General features: G+C 65.5%; 17 protein-coding genes. 2 read left to right on the top strand and 15 right to left on the bottom strand.

Translation table 11 applies throughout. The annotated features are described in order from the left end of the window. Positions 1-21: 21 nt before the first annotated feature. The 3 genes from RS899_RS03440 to RS899_RS03430 all read right to left on the bottom strand — a co-directional run bounded on the left by RS899_RS03440 (position 22) and on the right by RS899_RS03430 (position 2,013). Positions 22-483, bottom strand: a complete 462-nt coding sequence (locus RS899_RS03440; protein WP_315809092.1) for a sn-glycerol-3-phosphate transporter — start codon at positions 481-483, stop codon at positions 22-24. A gap of 15 nt (positions 484-498) precedes the next feature. Next, on the bottom strand, positions 499-960 hold the full coding sequence (locus RS899_RS03435) for a glycine zipper 2TM domain-containing protein (RefSeq protein WP_315809091.1): 462 nt from the start codon (positions 958-960) through the stop codon (positions 499-501). 123 nt (positions 961-1,083) lie between these two features. Beyond that, positions 1,084-2,013, bottom strand: a complete 930-nt coding sequence (locus RS899_RS03430; protein ID WP_054908812.1) for a LysR family transcriptional regulator — start codon at positions 2,011-2,013, stop codon at positions 1,084-1,086. A gap of 97 nt (positions 2,014-2,110) precedes the next feature. Between RS899_RS03430 and RS899_RS03425 the strand changes: the two genes are divergently transcribed. Beyond that, positions 2,111-2,710 carry a short chain dehydrogenase gene (locus tag RS899_RS03425; protein ID WP_054908813.1) on the top strand — a complete coding sequence of 200 codons (600 nt, stop codon included), beginning with the start codon at positions 2,111-2,113 and terminating at the stop codon, positions 2,708-2,710. Between the two features lie 192 nt (positions 2,711-2,902). On the opposite strand, the gene RS899_RS03420 is transcribed toward RS899_RS03425, so the two are convergent. Then, positions 2,903-3,301: a DUF488 domain-containing protein gene (locus RS899_RS03420; protein WP_233298229.1), complete on the bottom strand. Its 399-nt coding sequence runs from the start codon at positions 3,299-3,301 to the stop codon at positions 2,903-2,905. An 87-nt stretch (positions 3,302-3,388) separates the two neighbouring features. On the opposite strand from RS899_RS03420, the gene RS899_RS03415 reads away from it, so the two are divergent. Then, the gene (locus RS899_RS03415; RefSeq protein ID WP_054908815.1) at positions 3,389-4,057 is read left to right on the top strand and encodes a COG3650 family protein; all 669 of its coding nucleotides are present in this window, start codon (positions 3,389-3,391) and stop codon (positions 4,055-4,057) included. Between the two features lie 111 nt (positions 4,058-4,168). Here the strand turns inward: RS899_RS03415 and RS899_RS03410 are convergent, their stop codons facing one another. The 11 genes from RS899_RS03410 to RS899_RS03360 form a co-directional block, all read right to left on the bottom strand. Continuing rightward, on the bottom strand, positions 4,169-4,420 hold the full coding sequence (locus RS899_RS03410; RefSeq protein ID WP_054908816.1) for a hypothetical protein: 252 nt from the start codon (positions 4,418-4,420) through the stop codon (positions 4,169-4,171). Positions 4,421-4,434: 14 nt separating this feature from the next. After that, the gene (locus RS899_RS03405; RefSeq protein ID WP_315809090.1) at positions 4,435-5,124 is read right to left on the bottom strand and encodes an aspartate/glutamate racemase family protein; all 690 of its coding nucleotides are present in this window, start codon (positions 5,122-5,124) and stop codon (positions 4,435-4,437) included. A 17-nt stretch (positions 5,125-5,141) separates the two neighbouring features. Next, complete coding sequence (locus RS899_RS03400; protein ID WP_233298232.1) at positions 5,142-6,242, bottom strand: PLP-dependent cysteine synthase family protein; 1,101 nt, start codon at positions 6,240-6,242, stop codon at positions 5,142-5,144. Between the two features lie 38 nt (positions 6,243-6,280). Continuing rightward, on the bottom strand, positions 6,281-7,141 hold the full coding sequence (locus RS899_RS03395; protein WP_409978069.1) for a DMT family transporter: 861 nt from the start codon (positions 7,139-7,141) through the stop codon (positions 6,281-6,283). Between the two features lie 478 nt (positions 7,142-7,619). After that, on the bottom strand, positions 7,620-7,949 hold the full coding sequence (locus RS899_RS03390; RefSeq protein WP_054908820.1) for a Na+/H+ antiporter subunit G: 330 nt from the start codon (positions 7,947-7,949) through the stop codon (positions 7,620-7,622). Beyond that, positions 7,946-8,215 carry a K+/H+ antiporter subunit F gene (locus RS899_RS03385; RefSeq protein WP_017521062.1) on the bottom strand — a complete coding sequence of 90 codons (270 nt, stop codon included), beginning with the start codon at positions 8,213-8,215 and terminating at the stop codon, positions 7,946-7,948. The genes RS899_RS03390 and RS899_RS03385 overlap by 4 nt, the downstream gene beginning before the upstream one ends. Next, positions 8,200-8,700, bottom strand: a complete 501-nt coding sequence (locus RS899_RS03380) for a Na+/H+ antiporter subunit E (protein WP_315809089.1) — start codon at positions 8,698-8,700, stop codon at positions 8,200-8,202. The genes RS899_RS03385 and RS899_RS03380 overlap by 16 nt, the downstream gene beginning before the upstream one ends. Continuing rightward, the gene (locus RS899_RS03375) at positions 8,697-10,193 is read right to left on the bottom strand and encodes a monovalent cation/H+ antiporter subunit D (protein WP_233298236.1); all 1,497 of its coding nucleotides are present in this window, start codon (positions 10,191-10,193) and stop codon (positions 8,697-8,699) included. The genes RS899_RS03380 and RS899_RS03375 overlap by 4 nt, the downstream gene beginning before the upstream one ends. Further along, entirely contained in the window at positions 10,190-10,522 is a 333-nt protein-coding gene (locus RS899_RS03370) for a Na+/H+ antiporter subunit C (protein WP_054908823.1), read from the bottom strand. The genes RS899_RS03375 and RS899_RS03370 overlap by 4 nt, the downstream gene beginning before the upstream one ends. Further along, positions 10,522-13,317, bottom strand: coding sequence for a monovalent cation/H+ antiporter subunit A (locus RS899_RS03365; RefSeq protein WP_054908824.1), 2,796 nt, complete (start codon positions 13,315-13,317; stop codon positions 10,522-10,524). Before RS899_RS03365 ends, RS899_RS03370 begins: the two co-directional genes overlap by 1 nt. 257 nt (positions 13,318-13,574) lie before the next feature. Beyond that, a complete protein-coding gene (locus tag RS899_RS03360; RefSeq protein WP_045209875.1) occupies positions 13,575-14,039 on the bottom strand; it encodes a glycine zipper 2TM domain-containing protein in 465 nt (154 codons plus the stop codon). Between the last annotated feature and the right edge of the window lie 53 nt (positions 14,040-14,092).

Raw genomic sequence — 14,092 nt, 5'->3', positions numbered from 1 at the left:
GCCGTTTGGCTTCAGGAAAACTTAGAAGCGCACGCCCACATTGACCATCGCAGCCGACCCTCCCAGCACCACGAACTCGGCGCCCACCGGCCCCAGGTGCGCACCCACCGACGGGATGATCGCAGGCGCCACGCCATAGCGGTTCAGCGGAATCTTGTCGCGGTATTCGCCGCGATACCCCTGCAGCGCGCCGCCGGTGACCTTGGCGTAGAACGGCGTGCCTTCCCAGTCGAAGCGCTTGCCGGCGTAGACATAATTGGAACGCTGGCTGAAGGAGTTCTTGAAGGTCGCGCCGCCCCAGACCACACCGTCAGCGCGGTTGCGTTCCAGGCCGATCAGCTCCTGATGGTTGTTGTGCTCCGGGTCGTTGGTCCAGTGGGTCGTGTAGACGCTGGTCTGCAGGTACCAGAAGCCTCCATCCTCATCGGCCATGGCAGTGCCAGAGCCAACGATCAGCAGCAGAGCGATCAACAGGCGGCGCATGGTGGGGTCTCCAGGTCAGAGGGTCACTCGGCTGGCGCCGTTGACGGACATGATGCGAACGCGATCGCCAACGCGGAACTGTTGCGAATCGACCGCCTGTACATAGGCGCGGGTGCCGCCGTCATCCTCGCGGACCACGATTTCCACGCCCTGTGTGCGGGTGATGCCCTCTTCCACTGCCGAGCCCGCCGCGCCGCCGGCCACGCCGCCGAGGATGGTGGTGATGGCCTTGCCGCGGCCTCCACCGATGGAGTTGCCGGCGATACCGCCGACCGCCGCACCGGCGAGGGTGCCGATGGGCGTCTTGGTGCCTTCGATCTGCACCGGGCGCAAGGACTCGATGGTGCCCATGCGCACGTTCTGCACAGCGCGGGCGTCAGCGCGGGAGTAGGAAGAACCCGAGAGGTCGGAAGCGCAGCCGCTCAGCAGAGCGGCGCTGGCGAACAGAGCAGTCAGCAGCAGGGTGGAGCGGTTCATGGTGGTCACCTTGGAAGGGGCTGGAAGAATAGGGCAAAGCCTACGAGGCCATGCCTGAACTCCCCCTGAACCCTTTCTGAACCATCACTGAACAAAGCTGAACGAACGTGAATGAATTGCCTGTCAGCCCTCCAGGGCGACCAACTGCCGACGGCTATGCTCGAACCAGCGCAGCAGGTAGTCCGCCAGCAACTGCGTGCGGCGTGGCAGGCGCCCCTGATACGGATGGATGAGAAACACTGGCTGGGTGCGTGTCTGGTAATCACGGAGCAGCCAGACGAGCCTGCCTTCAGCCAACTCCTGTTGAATCATGTAGGACGGCAATCGGCTGATGCCGGCACCAGCCAGCGCGGCTTTCTTCAGCAGCGTGTAGTGGTTGCTCGCCAGCACACCGCTGACCGCAACGCGGAACAGTTCGTGGCGGCGTTGGTAGAGCCAGACATCGCTGTCCTGGTAGTGGGTGTTCTGCAGGCAGGAGTGGGCTGACAGGTCCGCCGGCGCCCGCGGCGCACCGTGCTCGGCAAGGTAGCCGGGCGTAGCGCAGGTCAGTTCCTGCAAGGCAAACAGGGGTTTGGCGACGAAGCGGTCATCCACCTCCAGGCTGCCGGAGCGGATCGCCAGGTCAAAGCCGTCTGCCACCAGGTCACGGCGCGCGTTGGACAAATCCAGCTCCAGGCGAATGTCCGGGTATTGGTGGGAAAACTCCATCAGCCAGGCATCGAAGAAGGTCTCGCCCAGGGATACCGGCACGCTCAACCGGACCTTGCCCTGCGCCTCCTCCTGCAACGCCAGCACCGCCTGCCGCGCCCGCGCCGCCTGGGCGTTGAGCGCCTGGGCCTCGGGCAGCAATGCGGCGCCGGCGGCAGTCAGCGACAGGCGTCTGGTGGTGCGGTGCACCAGGGTCGCGCCCAGCGCCTGTTCCAGCGCGGAAATACGCTTGGACAACTGCCCCTTGCTGCAACCGAGCTTCTCCGCGGCGCGGGTGAAACTGCCGCACTCCAACAGCACGGCGAAGGCGGAAAGGTCTTCCAGATCGCTGGCGATTGTTTCCATATGAAAACCAAAGGTTGTCGATTGACTGGATTATCAAAACAGATGGTCACTCTAGACTGAATTCACTTTCAGCCAAACCACTCAGTGGAGAGTCTTCATGAAAATCATCCTGATCGGCGCCAGCGGCACCCTCGGCCAGGCCGTCGCCAACGAACTGGCCCCGCGCCACGAGATCATCCGCGTCGGCCGCAACAGCGGTGACTTCCGCGTGGACATCACCGACAGCGCGTCGATCCGCGCGCTTTTCGAGCAGGTCGGCAACTTCGATGCGCTGATCAGCGCTGCCGGCAAGGTGCACTTCGGTGCGTTGTCGGAAATGGGCGAAGCCGAAATGGCAGTCGGCCTGAAGGACAAGCTGATGGGCCAGGTGAACCTGGTGCTGATCGGCAGCCAATACGCCAACGACGGCGCGTCCTTCACCCTGACCACCGGCATCCTCAGCGAACAGCCCATCGTGCTGGGCAGCTCGGCCAGCCTGGTCAACGGCGCGGTGGAAGGTTTCGTGCGCAGCGCCGCCCTGGAACTGCCGCGCGGCCAGCGGATCAACGCGGTGAGCCCGAACGTGCTGGTGGAATCGATGGAGGGCTACGCGCCGTTCTTCCGCGGCTTCAAGCCGGTACCTGCCGCCGATGCCGCCCTGGGCTTCGCCCGCAGCGTGGAAGGCAAGCAGAGCGGGCAGGTGTACAAGATCTGGTAACCGCCTTGCACGACTCGCGAGCAACTTCGTAGGGCGGATAACGCTGGCGCGTTATGCGCCCTACGCAGCTGGTGCTTCTGCGTCAGCCGTTTGCCCTGGTTCGCGAGCAAGGACTGGGCGTCCCCCTCGGTCCTACAGAGAAGCAGCCCGCCACGCGGGACATTTAGGAGCAAGCTTGCTCGCGAACCGCCTCTATTCGGTCTTCCCGGCATAGCAGACCGGGGAACTGCCCTCGCCCTGCTTCGCCAATTCGTCCTCGAGAAACTCCGCCAGCACACGGGCGTTGTTGTGCTCCTCGTCCTTGGCCGCATAGAGCAGCGTCAGCGTGCCCTTGCGCGCGAGGTCCAGCAGCCCCATCCAGTGCTCCGGGTGGGCGTTCAGTTCGTCGTGGTAGGCCTTGCGGAATTCTTCGAACAGGCTCGGGTCGTGGTGGAAGCGCTGGCGCAGTTCGTTGGACGGCGACGCCTCCTTGGCCCAGTACTCCATGTACAGGTCTTCCTTGCGAATTCCCCGTGGCCAGAGCCGGTCCACCAGCACCCTCAGGCCGTCGTCCTGGGTCGCCGGTTCGTAAGCGCGCTTGCAGCGGATCATCCGAAATTCTCCTCGCCGTTGGGCATTACCCTTGAGGTGGCCGGCTTCGCTGGGTAACGTGGGCGCACTTTCGAGGGAGCCCGTTCCATGCGATCCAGCCGTTTCATTCTGTTCAGCCTGCTACCCCTGTTCGCTGCCTGCCAGGTATGGACGCCGAACAAGACCGATCTTAACGCCTCCACCCGCCTGCAGGGCGAACTGAGCCGCCTGGACGGCAAGCTGGTGTTCCGCAGCTGCACCGAGCAGCGCCGTTTCAGCATCGAGGACACCGGCAACACCGGCCTGCCCCGCGACGCACTGGAGATGTTCAACGACGGCGCCACCTCGCTGTACGCCGACCTGCGCGGCAGCTTCAGCGGCAGCAGCGCCCAGGGCACCGACGGCAAGCTGGAAGTGGCCAAGGTCTATCGTTTGCAGAACGAGGGCTCGGGCTGCGACGACCCGAACTTCAAGCGCGCGGTGGTCCGTGCCCACGGCAACGAGCCGGGCTGGAGCGTACTGGTCAACAGCCAGGGCATGCTGATCGAGCAGCCGGGCAAGGAATCGCTGGCGCTGCCGTACATCGCCGAGGGCGTGCCCGACGGTAGCACCAGTTATTCCAGCGAAGCCAACGGCGAGAAGGTCGAGTTGTGGGTGGCTCCGGCACGCTGCCAGGACAGCATGAGCGGCGCCCTGAGCAACCTCTCCGCTGAGCTGCGCCTGGACAACAAGGTCATGCGCGGCTGCGCCTATCCGGGCGGCTCCAGCGGGGATTGATCGACCCGCACAAGTTTTTCAGACAACGTAGGAGCGGACTCCGTCCGCGATAGGTTCGAATCGCGCCTGAGCCCATCGCGGACGAAGTCCGCTCCTACGCACATGACTGCTTCAAACGAGCAGCCCGGCCGCCACCAACCTTGCCTTGAGCACAGCGAACTCCTCGGCGTACTCCCAATAAGCCAGCCGACCCTCGCTGGCGGTCACCAGCACGTACTTCTCGCTGATCGACTGGATGCGCTCGACGCGCACCAGCTTCTCGACGAAGTCCGGGTCCGACACGTGCTCGATCACCTCGCGGTTCTGCTCGTCGTAACCATGCATGATGAACGCCGCGCGTACTTTCAGGCTGATGAAGCTCATGCTGTTCGTCCTCGTCAAAGGGCGGCATCGGCCGCCTGCAGGGCATGGAGCGCAGTGGTGTCGAACAGCGGCACCGAGGCGTCCGCCGGGCCGACCAGCAGGGAAATCTCCGTGCAACCGAGGATCACCGCCTCGGCGCCCTGCTCCACCAGCGCAGCGATGATGCGCCGGTACGCTTCCCGCGACACGTCGCGAATCTGCCCCAGGCAAAGCTCCTCGTAGATGATCCGGTGCACGACCTGGCGATCAGCCTCGTCCGGTGTCAGTACCTTCAGTCCGAACCTGTCCACCAGGCGATCCTTGTAGAACGCCTGCTCCATGGTAAAGCGCGTGCCCAGCAGGCCGACCGTGGACACGCCGGCCGCACGGATCGCCTCGGCGGTCGGGTCGGCGATATGCAGCAGCGGGATATCCACTGCCGCCTCGATGGCCGGCGCTACCTTATGCATGGTGTTGGTACAGAGCACCAGGAAGTCCGCGCCAGCCGCCTTCAGCGAGCGCGCGGCGTCAGCCAGCAGGCGGCCGGCGGCCTCCCAGTCGCCGGCGTGCTGCAGGCGCTCGATTTCGTGGAAGTCCACGCTGTACAAGGCGATCTTCGCCGAGTGCAGGCCGCCGAGTTTTTCCTTGATGCGCTCGTTGATCTGCCGGTAGTAGGGAATGGTCGACTCCCAGCTCATGCCGCCGATCAGGCCAATGGTTTTCATGCATCCCTCCACAGGGTTCAGTCCAGCCCGATACAGGGCAGATCGCCGGGCAGCGCCGTGCCGTGCTCGGCGCACTGGCGCACCGCCTCGATCAGCGGATCGAGGTCGAAGCCCTGGGAAATCAGCCACAGCGGGTTGTAGTAAGTCGTTTCATAGCGCTCGCCGCTGTCGCAGAGGATCGCCACCACCGAGCCGCTCTCGCGCCGCGCCACCATCTGCCGCGCCACCAGCAGCGCGCCAACCAGGTTGGTGCCGCTGGAGCCGCCGACATGCCGCCCCAGGCGCTGCGCCAGATAGTGCATGGCGGCCAGCGAAAGGTCGTCCGGCACCTTGCAGCAGGCGTCGAGTACGTTGGGCAGGAAGGACGCTTCCACGCGCGGGCGGCCGATGCCTTCGATGCGCGAACCATAGCTCAGGGTCAGATCACGGTCGCCGGTGCGGTAGGAATCGAAGAACACCGAGCGTTCGGCGTCGGCGCAGAGCACACGGGTGTCATGCCGGCGGTAGCGGGCAAAGCGCCCCAGCGTGGCCAGGGTGCCGCCGGTGCCAGGGCTGGAGACCAGCCAGGCCGGCTCGGGGAAGCGCTCATGGCGCATCTGCTGGAAGATCGACTCGGCGATGTTGTTGTTCGCCCGCCAGTCGGTCGCGCGCTCGGCGTAGGTGAACTGGTCCATGAAGTGGCCGCCGGTTTCCTTCGCCAGTCGCTCGGATTCGGCGTAGATCTGCGTCGGGTCGTCCACCAGGTGCGCCTGGCCGCCATAGAAGGCGATCTGCGCGATCTTCTCCTTCGAGGTGCTGGCGGGAACCACGGCAATGAACGGTACGCCGAGCAGCCGGGCGAAATACGCTTCGGAGATCGCCGTCGAACCGCTGGATGCCTCGATCACCGGAGCGCCCGGCCGCAGCCAGCCATTGCACAACGCGTAGAGGAACAGCGAGCGCGCCAGGCGGTGCTTGAGGCTGCCGGTGGGGTGGCTGGACTCGTCCTTGAAATACAGGTCCACGCCCGGCAGGCCGGGCATGTCCAGTGGAATCAGGTGGGTATCGGCGCTGCGTTGGAAATCCGCTTCGATGATGCGGATCGCCTCGCGGGTCCAGTTGCGTTCCTGGGCGGCCATCGTGTCGTTCTCCTGGCAGGGCAAGCGATTCAGTGAGATCAGTCCAGCACACCGGCGGGCGACGTGGGCGGCGCGCTGCGCCACTGGCTGAGGGCGACACCGGCAAACACCAGGCCGGCGGCCAGCGCCTGCTGGCCGCTGAGCACCTCGCCCAGCAGCAGCGCGGCGAAGATCAGGGTGAACACCGGGATCAGGTTGATGAAGCCGGTCGCCTGGCTCGCCGGCAGGCGGCTGACGCCGAAGTTGTACAGGCCATAGGCGCCGACGGTGACCACGCTGCCCAGGTAGACCAACGCGAACCAGCCAGTCGGGCCGGGCGCCGCCGGCAGCCCGGAGGTTGCCAGCGCCAGCGGCAGGAAGAACACCGAGCCGATGAACGCCTGCATCGCGGTCAGGATGAAGGGCGAATAACGCGCCGACAGGTGCTTGAGCAGCAGGGTGTAGCCGGTGGCGCAAAGCATTGCCAGCAGCTCGTAGAAGTTGCCCAGCAGCGGATTGGGCGCATGGCTGTCCGGCTCGCTGGCCAGGGTCAGCCAGAGCGAGCCGAGCACCGCCAGGGCAAAACCCAGCCAGGTGTTGCGGGCGATCCGTTCATGCAGCAGGAAAAACGCGCCAACCGCCACCAGCAGAGGCAGCAGTGCGGTGATCATCCCGGCCTGCGCGGCGCTGGTCTGCTGCAGCGCCAGGGACTCGAATATGAAGTAAAGGCACGGCTCGCAGGCAGCCAGGGCGAGCAGCCACCTCCAGTCACCGGGTCGGTAGTCGATGCGCCCGCGCCAGCGCCAGGCGGCGAGGAAGATCAGGCTGCCCAGTGCCATCCGGGCGAAGATCACCCACATGGCGGGCATTTCCTGGAAGGCGAATTTCAGCGCGATGAAGGAACTGCCCCAGAGCGCCATGGCCAGCACCAGGCACGCGAGGGCGAACGGCCGGGATTGCTGCACGGGACGCTCCAGTCAAAAGGTCCCCGGAGTATAGGAGGCGCACGCTTGCGGCCGACAGGTACAGAATCGTGGGGAAACTGTATGGGCCGGATTCGAACTGTAGGAGCGAGCTTGCTCGCGAACAAACTCACCGGCGGCTCCAGCGCCAGGGCGGTTCGCGAGCAAGCTCGCTCCTACGAAGAGCAACACCGCTCTGGCTCTGAAAGGATTCCAGAAAAACACCCGCACGCTCCGACTGCCCCGTTCAACGAGGGTATTTTTCGCCTAAGCGAAAAACCGGATGTCCGGGGCAAGCCTTTTGGTTACTTTCCGGGGGGCGGCCATCCGTCGTTTGGAAAAGTAACTCGCCCGAGGGGGCGAAACGAGAAGCCCCAGCGCACGCCGAAGCGACGCAGAACACCCAATCCAGAAGCAGCACAAACAAGGCTCAAAATCAGTCCCAGGGCTTGCCCTTGGTCCCCCGCTCCACCGGCACCCGCTGCTGCATCGCCGCCTTCGCCAGCAGGTGCGCGCTCACCGGTGCGGTGATGAAGAGGAACACGGTGATCAGGATCTCATGCAGGCTCACGCCCTCGCCGCGCGTACTGAAGTACAGCAGCGAGGCCAGCACCACGCCGCCCACGCCCAGGGTCGAGGCCTTGGTCGGCGCGTGCAGGCGCGTGTAGAAGTCCGGCAGCCGGTACAGGCCAATGGCGCCGAGCAGGGCGAACAGGCTGCCGGCCAGCAGCAGGAAGCAGACCAGCGCCTCGATGATCACGTTCATTCGATGATGTCTCCGCGCAGGAGGAACTTGCACAGCGCCACGGTGCTGACGAAGCCCATCACCGCGATCAGCAACGCCGCTTCGAAGTACAGGCCGCTGCCCTTCCAGATGCCGAACAGCACGATCAGCGCGATGGCTTTGATCGACAGCGTGTCCAGCGCGAGGATGCGATCCGCCACCGATGGCCCGCGGATCAGCCGCGCCACGGTGAGCAGCACCGCCACGCCCAGCAACGCCAGGCAGATCGGGATCACGATGCCGAGCATGCGAACACCTCCTTCAGCGGCGCTTCGTAGCGCGCCTTGATATCCGCCACCAGCGCCTGCGGATCGGGCACGTCGATGCCGTGGACCAGCAACGTACGGCGGTCGGCGGACAGGTCGGCGGAACAGGTGCCGGGGGTCAGGGTGATGACGCTGGCAAGGATGCTGATGGCCAGGTCATCGGTCAGCTCCAGGGGTATCTCGACGAAACCCGGTTGCAGGTTGGCCTTCGGCCCCAGCACCAGTTTCGCCACCTGCAGGTTGGCCACCACGATGTCGTAGAGCACCAGGCCGATGAAGCGCAGCAGCAGACCCGGCCGCTGGATGCGTGGTGCAGCCAGCAGCAGGTTGCGGCACAGCAGCGGGATCGTGAGGCCGAGAAAGGCGCCGAGCAGCCAATGGCCAAGGGAGAAATCGTTGACCAGCAGCAGCCAGCTCAGCAGCAGCACACCTCTGAGCAGCGGATGCGGGAAGATGCGCCGGATCATGCGCCACCTCCCAGCAGGATCGCATGGCGATACAGCCCGGCATCCAGCAATTGCACGGCGGCGGCCTGGGTGTAGTCGATCAGCGGCCGCGCAGCGACCACCATCAGCGGTGCGCTGGCCAGCAGACCGAAGCATGCCAGCATCTTCACCGGTTCGCGATTGGCGCTACCCAGCACGCTCAGTCCGGTGTGCCAGAACAGCGTGCTGCCAGCGCGGCTCAAGGCAACGATGGTTACCAGCCCGCTGACCAGCACTACGCTCCAGAGCGCGATAGCCTCGCTGCCGCCGCTGACCGAGCGCAGCAGCATCAGCTTGCCGAGGAAACCCGACAGTGGCGGCAAACCGGCGACCGCGATAGCGCCGAAGAAGAACGCGCCGCCCAGCAGATGCGGCTGCAGCAACGCCGGGCCTTGCACCAGCCGGCCTGCTTTATCGCCACGCTGGCGGGCGATCAGGTCGGCCAGCAGGAACAGGCCACCGGCCACCCAGATGCTGTGCAGCAGGTAGTAAAGCGCGGCGGACAACGCTTCCGGCGTGCCCAGGGCGATGGCCGCCAGCAGGGTACCGGCCGATACCACGACCAGATACGACAGCATGCCTTGCAGCGTGGTCGCCGCGAGGGCACCCAGCGCACCGGCGACGATGCCGGCCAGTGCCAGCGGCCATAGCCAGGCCTGCGCGAGGTTCGCCAACTCGCCGGCCTGCTCGCCGAAGATCAGCGTATACACGCGCAGGATCGAGTAGATGCCCACCTTGGTCATGATCGAGAACAGCGCCGCCACCGGTGCGGTGGCTTCGGCGTAGGCCCTGGGCAGCCAGAAATACAGCGGCAGCAGCGCGGCCTTGAGGCCGAACACCACCAGCAGCAACAAAGCCGCCGCACGCACCAGTGGCGCCTGCTCGACGCTCAGCTGCGCCACGCGCTCGGCCATGTGCGCCATGTTCAGGGTGCCGGTGATGCCGTAAAGCGTGCCCACGGCGATGAGGAAGAACGCCGAGCCGACGAGGTTGAGCACCACATAGTGCACACCCGCGCGCACGCGCCCTGCCCCGCCGCCATGCAGCAACAGCGCGTAGGAAGCGATCAGCAGGATCTCGAAGAACACGAAGAGGTTGAACAGGTCACCGGTGAGGAACGCGCCGTTCAAACCCAGCAACTGGAACTGGAACAGCGGGTGGAAGCGCTTGCCGCGCTTGTCATCCCCGCGCAGCGCGTAGATCAGTGACAGGCTGGCGAGCAGCGCGGTGGCGGCAATCATCAGCGCGCTGAGGCGGTCCAGCACCAGGATGATGCCGAACGGCGGCTGCCAGTTGCCCAGCGCGTAGAACTGCACCACGCCGCTGTCGGCCTGCTGTAGCAGCACGGCGGCAAGCGGCAGCAGCGCCAGCGTGGCGAGCAGCGACAGGCCGCGTTGCAGGCGCTCGCCGACCAGCAGCAGCGCACAGCCGGCGAACAGCGGCAGCAGGACGGGCAGGATCAGCCAGTGGTTCATCGGCCGTCCTCCCCGTTGCCGCCATCGACATGATCGCCACCAGTCTCCGCCAGCCCACGCAGAGCCAGGACGATGACGAAGGCGGTCATGGCGAAACCGATGACGATAGCGGTCAGCACCAGCGCCTGGGGAATCGGGTCCCCAGCGTTGGCGACCTTGCCGATCACTGCCGGGTCACCGGCAAGGCGGCCCATGGCGAAAAGGAAGAGATTCACTGCATAGGACAGCAGGGTCAGCCCCAACACGACAGGGAAGGTGCGTGCGCGCAGCAGCAGATAGACGCCGCTGGCGGTCAGCAACCCGAGGGCGATGGCGAAAAGCGCTTCCATCAGTGCGCCTCCTTGGTCAGCGGCTCCGGCGGCGCGGTGACCGAACCCAGCCCGGAAAGAATCAGCAGCGTCGCGCCGACCACGGTGAAGTAAACCCCCAGGTCGAAGAGCATGGCGGTGGCCAGTTCGATCTCGCCCACCAGCGGAATGTGGAAGTGGCCGAACGCCGAGGTGAGGAACGGGAAGCCGAAGAACCAGGCGCCCAGGCCGGTCAGCCCGGCGATCAGCACACCGAGGCCGGCGAGGCGGCTGTAGTCCAGCGGCAGGCGCGTGTTCACCCAGCGGCTGCCACAGGCGATGTACTGGAGAATCAGCGCCACCGAGGTGATCAACCCGGCAATGAAGCCGCCGCCCGGCAGGTTGTGCCCGCGCAGGAAGATGAACACCGAGACCAGCAGCGCCAGTGGCAGCAGCAGACGCGACAGCGCGGCGAGGATGGGCGGGAAGCGATCCTTTGCCCAGGCGTGGCCTTCGTCGTCCTGCTCGCGGCGCAACAGGCGCAGGCCATCGAGCAGCGCGAAGATGCCGACGGCGGCGATGGCTAGCACGGTGATCTCGCCGAGGGTATCGAAGCCACGGAAGTCCACCAGGATCACGTTCACCACGTTGTGGCCGCCGCCACCGGTGACGCTGTTCTCCAGGTAGTAACCGGCGATGCTGTCGTACGGACGGGTCAGCACGGCATAGGTCAGCAGCGTCACCATCAGGCCGGCCCCGAGGGCGATGACGAAATCGCGCAGGCGACGCAGGCTGCTGGAGGTCTTCGGTGTGCGCATGGGCAGGTAGTACAGCGCCAGCATCAGCAGGACCATGGTCACCACCTCCACCGACAACTGGGTCAGCGCCAGGTCCGGCGCGGCGAAGCGCGCGAAGGCCAGCGCCACCAGCAGGCCGGCGATGCTGAGGATGACCAGCGCGGTGAGGCGTTGGCGGTGGAACCATACGGTCAACGGTCCGGCGATCGCCAGCAGCACCAGGCCCAGGGCGGTGATGCCGTCCAGGGCAGTCTGCTGGCGATCACCTTCAATACTCGGCAGCGGCGCGAGCGCGGCGAGCACCACAATGACCGCGGCCAGCACCAGCAACATCGAGTAGCGCTGCAGCGAGCCGTTCTCCAGATAGTCGGTGACCCGCGCAGCAAAACGCACCACGCGCTGCACCTGCTGCTCGAACACCAGCTTGGCATCCATCGCGGGCAACCCCGCGTACCAGTCGAACAGCGGCTTGCGCAGCACATAGAGCAGAACGCCGCCGGCCGTGGCGACGAAGCTCATGGCCAGCGGCACATTGAAGCCGTGCCAGATCGCCAGGCTGTACTCGGGCAGCGGGCCATTCAGGCTCGATGCGGCGGCGCCGGCCAGCAGCGGACCGACAATGATGCCCGGCATGATCCCCACCAGCAGGCAGATCAGCACCAGGATTTCCACCGGCACCTTCATGTAGCGCGGCGGCTCGTGGGGATGCGGATTGGGCAGGTTGATCGGCTCGCCGTTGAAGAATACGTCGTGGATGAAGCGCACCGAGTAGCTCACCGAGAACAGCGCGCCGACGGTGGCCAGCGCCGGTATCAGCCAGTTGAAGCTGCCCATCATGTTCTGCGCCAGGGTCTCGCCGAAGAACATCTCCTTGCTGAGGAAGCCGTTGAGCAGCGGCACGCCGGCCATGGACGCCGACGCCACCATCGCCAGCACAGCGGTATGCGGCATGTACTTCCACATGCCGTTGATGCGGCGCATGTCGCGGCTGCCGGTCTCGTGGTCGATGATGCCGGCGGCCATGAAGAGCGAGGCCTTGAAGGTCGCGTGGTTGATGATGTGGAAGATCGCCGCGACGTTGGCCATGGGCGAGTCCAGTCCGAACAACAGGGTGATCAGGCCCAGGTGGCTGATGGTCGAGTAAGCCAGCAGGCCCTTGAGGTCGTTCTGGAACAGCGCAATGAACGCCCCCATCAGCAGCGTCGCAAGGCCGGTGAGGCTGACCAGGTAGAACCACAGGTCATTGCCCGACAGCAGCGGGTACAGGCGCGCCAGCAGGAACACGCCGGCCTTCACCATGGTCGCCGAGTGCAGGTAGGCCGACACCGGGGTCGGCGCCGCCATGGCATGGGGCAGCCAGAAGTGGAACGGGAACTGCGCCGATTTGGTGAATACCCCCAGCAGCACCAGACACAACGCCAGCGGGAACAGCGGGCTGGCCTGCAGCACCTCGCGCGCGCCGAGCACGGTGCTCAACTCGAAGCTGCCGACCACGTGGCCGATCAGCAGGATGCCGGCTAGCAGCGCGAGGCCGCCACCACCGGTGACTGCCAGTGCCATCCGCGCGCCCTTGCGCGCATCCGAGCGATGGCCCCAGAAGCCGATCAGCAGGAACGACGACAGGCTGGTCAGCTCCCAGAACACCAGCATCAGCAGCAGGTTTTCGCTGAGCACCACGCCGAGCATGGCGCCCATGAACAGCAGCAGGAAGGCGAAGAAGCGCCCGGCGGGTTCTTTCTCGGACAGGTAATAGCGGGCGTAGAGGATGACCAGCAGGCCGATGCCGAGGATCAGCAGGGCGAACAGAAAGCCCAGGCCATCCAGGCGCAGGCTGAGGTTCAAGCCCAGTTCCGGCAACCACTCCGAGCGATACACCCGCGGATCAGCGCCCAGGACCGCGCGCTGGCTCAACAGCAGGGCCAACCCGGCGAGCGGCACCAGGCCGGTCGCGGCAGCACAGGCCGTTCGGCCGAAACGCTCGGCCAGCAGTGGCAGCAATACCCCGAAGAAAGGCAGCGCGATGATCAGCGCCAGAATCATGTCCTGCTCCTTCTCGCCAGCGGATGGCGTCCATACAAACGACCCCGCACCGCAGGGGCCGGCGTACGAAGGCCACGATTATCCATATCTATCGATTACGCGTCATGGATTGAATTATTACGAAAATTCAGCCCTGGTCGCGTGGGCGGCACCCCAGGTCGATTTTCCAATCCCCCAAAACGATAGCGCGCGACAGTCGGATCGACTGTCGCGCGCTGAGTTTCGATGGCCGCCACGGATAGGCGGCCGGCAACCGGTCAGTGGGCGACGCGGCTGGTACCGTTGACGGTCAGGATGCGCACGCGCTCGCCAACACGGAACACGGCACCTTCGTCGACCTGCTGAACGTAGGCGCGGGTGCTGCCGTCGTCTTCGCGAACGGTGATTTCCACGCCCTGGGTACGGGTCAGGCCTTCCTCGGTAGCCGCACCGAGCAGGCCGCCGGCCACGGCGCCAATGATGGCGGTGACATAGCTGCCCTTGCCGCCACCGATGGCGCTGCCACCGATGCCGCCGACCGCAGCGCCGGCAACCGAACCGATCGGGGTCTTGGTGCCTTCGATCTTCACGGGGCGCAGGGCCTGGATGGTACCCATGCGAACATTCTGCACGGTACGTGCTTCTTCACGGGTGTAGGTATCGCCGGTCAGGCTGGACTGGCAACCACCGAGGGTCATGGCCAGGGCAGCAAACGTCACGGCGATCAGGGCAGTTTTACGCATTAGGGAACCTCCGAGTAGGGCTACGACTATTAGACTCCGACGACAGCCCGCCT

It is taken from the genome of Pseudomonas sp. C9-3, assembly GCF_032392015.1.
Classification (GTDB): domain Bacteria; phylum Pseudomonadota; class Gammaproteobacteria; order Pseudomonadales; family Pseudomonadaceae; genus Pseudomonas; species Pseudomonas nitroreducens.
Note: the sequence above shows the minus strand (reverse complement) of the source record. Positions and strands in the feature narration are given on the sequence as shown.

Bases quoted from the DNA above. Each gene is read 5' to 3' on its own strand.
- RS899_RS03440 (WP_315809092.1), bottom strand. From the start codon at position 483: ATGCGCCGCCTGTTGATCGCTCTGCTGCTGATCGTTGGCTCTGGCACT.
- RS899_RS03435 (WP_315809091.1), bottom strand. From the start codon at position 960: ATGAACCGCTCCACCCTGCTGCTGACTGCTCTGTTCGCCAGCGCCGCT.
- RS899_RS03430 (WP_054908812.1), bottom strand. From the start codon at position 2,013: ATGGAAACAATCGCCAGCGATCTGGAAGACCTTTCCGCCTTCGCCGTG.
- RS899_RS03425 (WP_054908813.1), top strand. From the start codon at position 2,111: ATGAAAATCATCCTGATCGGCGCCAGCGGCACCCTCGGCCAGGCCGTC.
- RS899_RS03420 (WP_233298229.1), bottom strand. From the start codon at position 3,301: ATGATCCGCTGCAAGCGCGCTTACGAACCGGCGACCCAGGACGACGGC.
- RS899_RS03415 (WP_054908815.1), top strand. From the start codon at position 3,389: ATGCGATCCAGCCGTTTCATTCTGTTCAGCCTGCTACCCCTGTTCGCT.
- RS899_RS03410 (WP_054908816.1), bottom strand. From the start codon at position 4,420: ATGAGCTTCATCAGCCTGAAAGTACGCGCGGCGTTCATCATGCATGGT.
- RS899_RS03405 (WP_315809090.1), bottom strand. From the start codon at position 5,124: ATGAAAACCATTGGCCTGATCGGCGGCATGAGCTGGGAGTCGACCATT.
- RS899_RS03400 (WP_233298232.1), bottom strand. From the start codon at position 6,242: ATGGCCGCCCAGGAACGCAACTGGACCCGCGAGGCGATCCGCATCATC.
- RS899_RS03395 (WP_409978069.1), bottom strand. From the start codon at position 7,141: ATGGCGCTCTGGGGCAGTTCCTTCATCGCGCTGAAATTCGCCTTCCAG.
- RS899_RS03390 (WP_054908820.1), bottom strand. From the start codon at position 7,949: ATGAACGTGATCATCGAGGCGCTGGTCTGCTTCCTGCTGCTGGCCGGC.
- RS899_RS03385 (WP_017521062.1), bottom strand. From the start codon at position 8,215: ATGCTCGGCATCGTGATCCCGATCTGCCTGGCGTTGCTGGGCGTGGCG.
- RS899_RS03380 (WP_315809089.1), bottom strand. From the start codon at position 8,700: ATGATCCGGCGCATCTTCCCGCATCCGCTGCTCAGAGGTGTGCTGCTG.
- RS899_RS03375 (WP_233298236.1), bottom strand. From the start codon at position 10,193: ATGAACCACTGGCTGATCCTGCCCGTCCTGCTGCCGCTGTTCGCCGGC.
- RS899_RS03370 (WP_054908823.1), bottom strand. From the start codon at position 10,522: ATGGAAGCGCTTTTCGCCATCGCCCTCGGGTTGCTGACCGCCAGCGGC.
- RS899_RS03365 (WP_054908824.1), bottom strand. From the start codon at position 13,317: ATGATTCTGGCGCTGATCATCGCGCTGCCTTTCTTCGGGGTATTGCTG.
- RS899_RS03360 (WP_045209875.1), bottom strand. From the start codon at position 14,039: ATGCGTAAAACTGCCCTGATCGCCGTGACGTTTGCTGCCCTGGCCATG.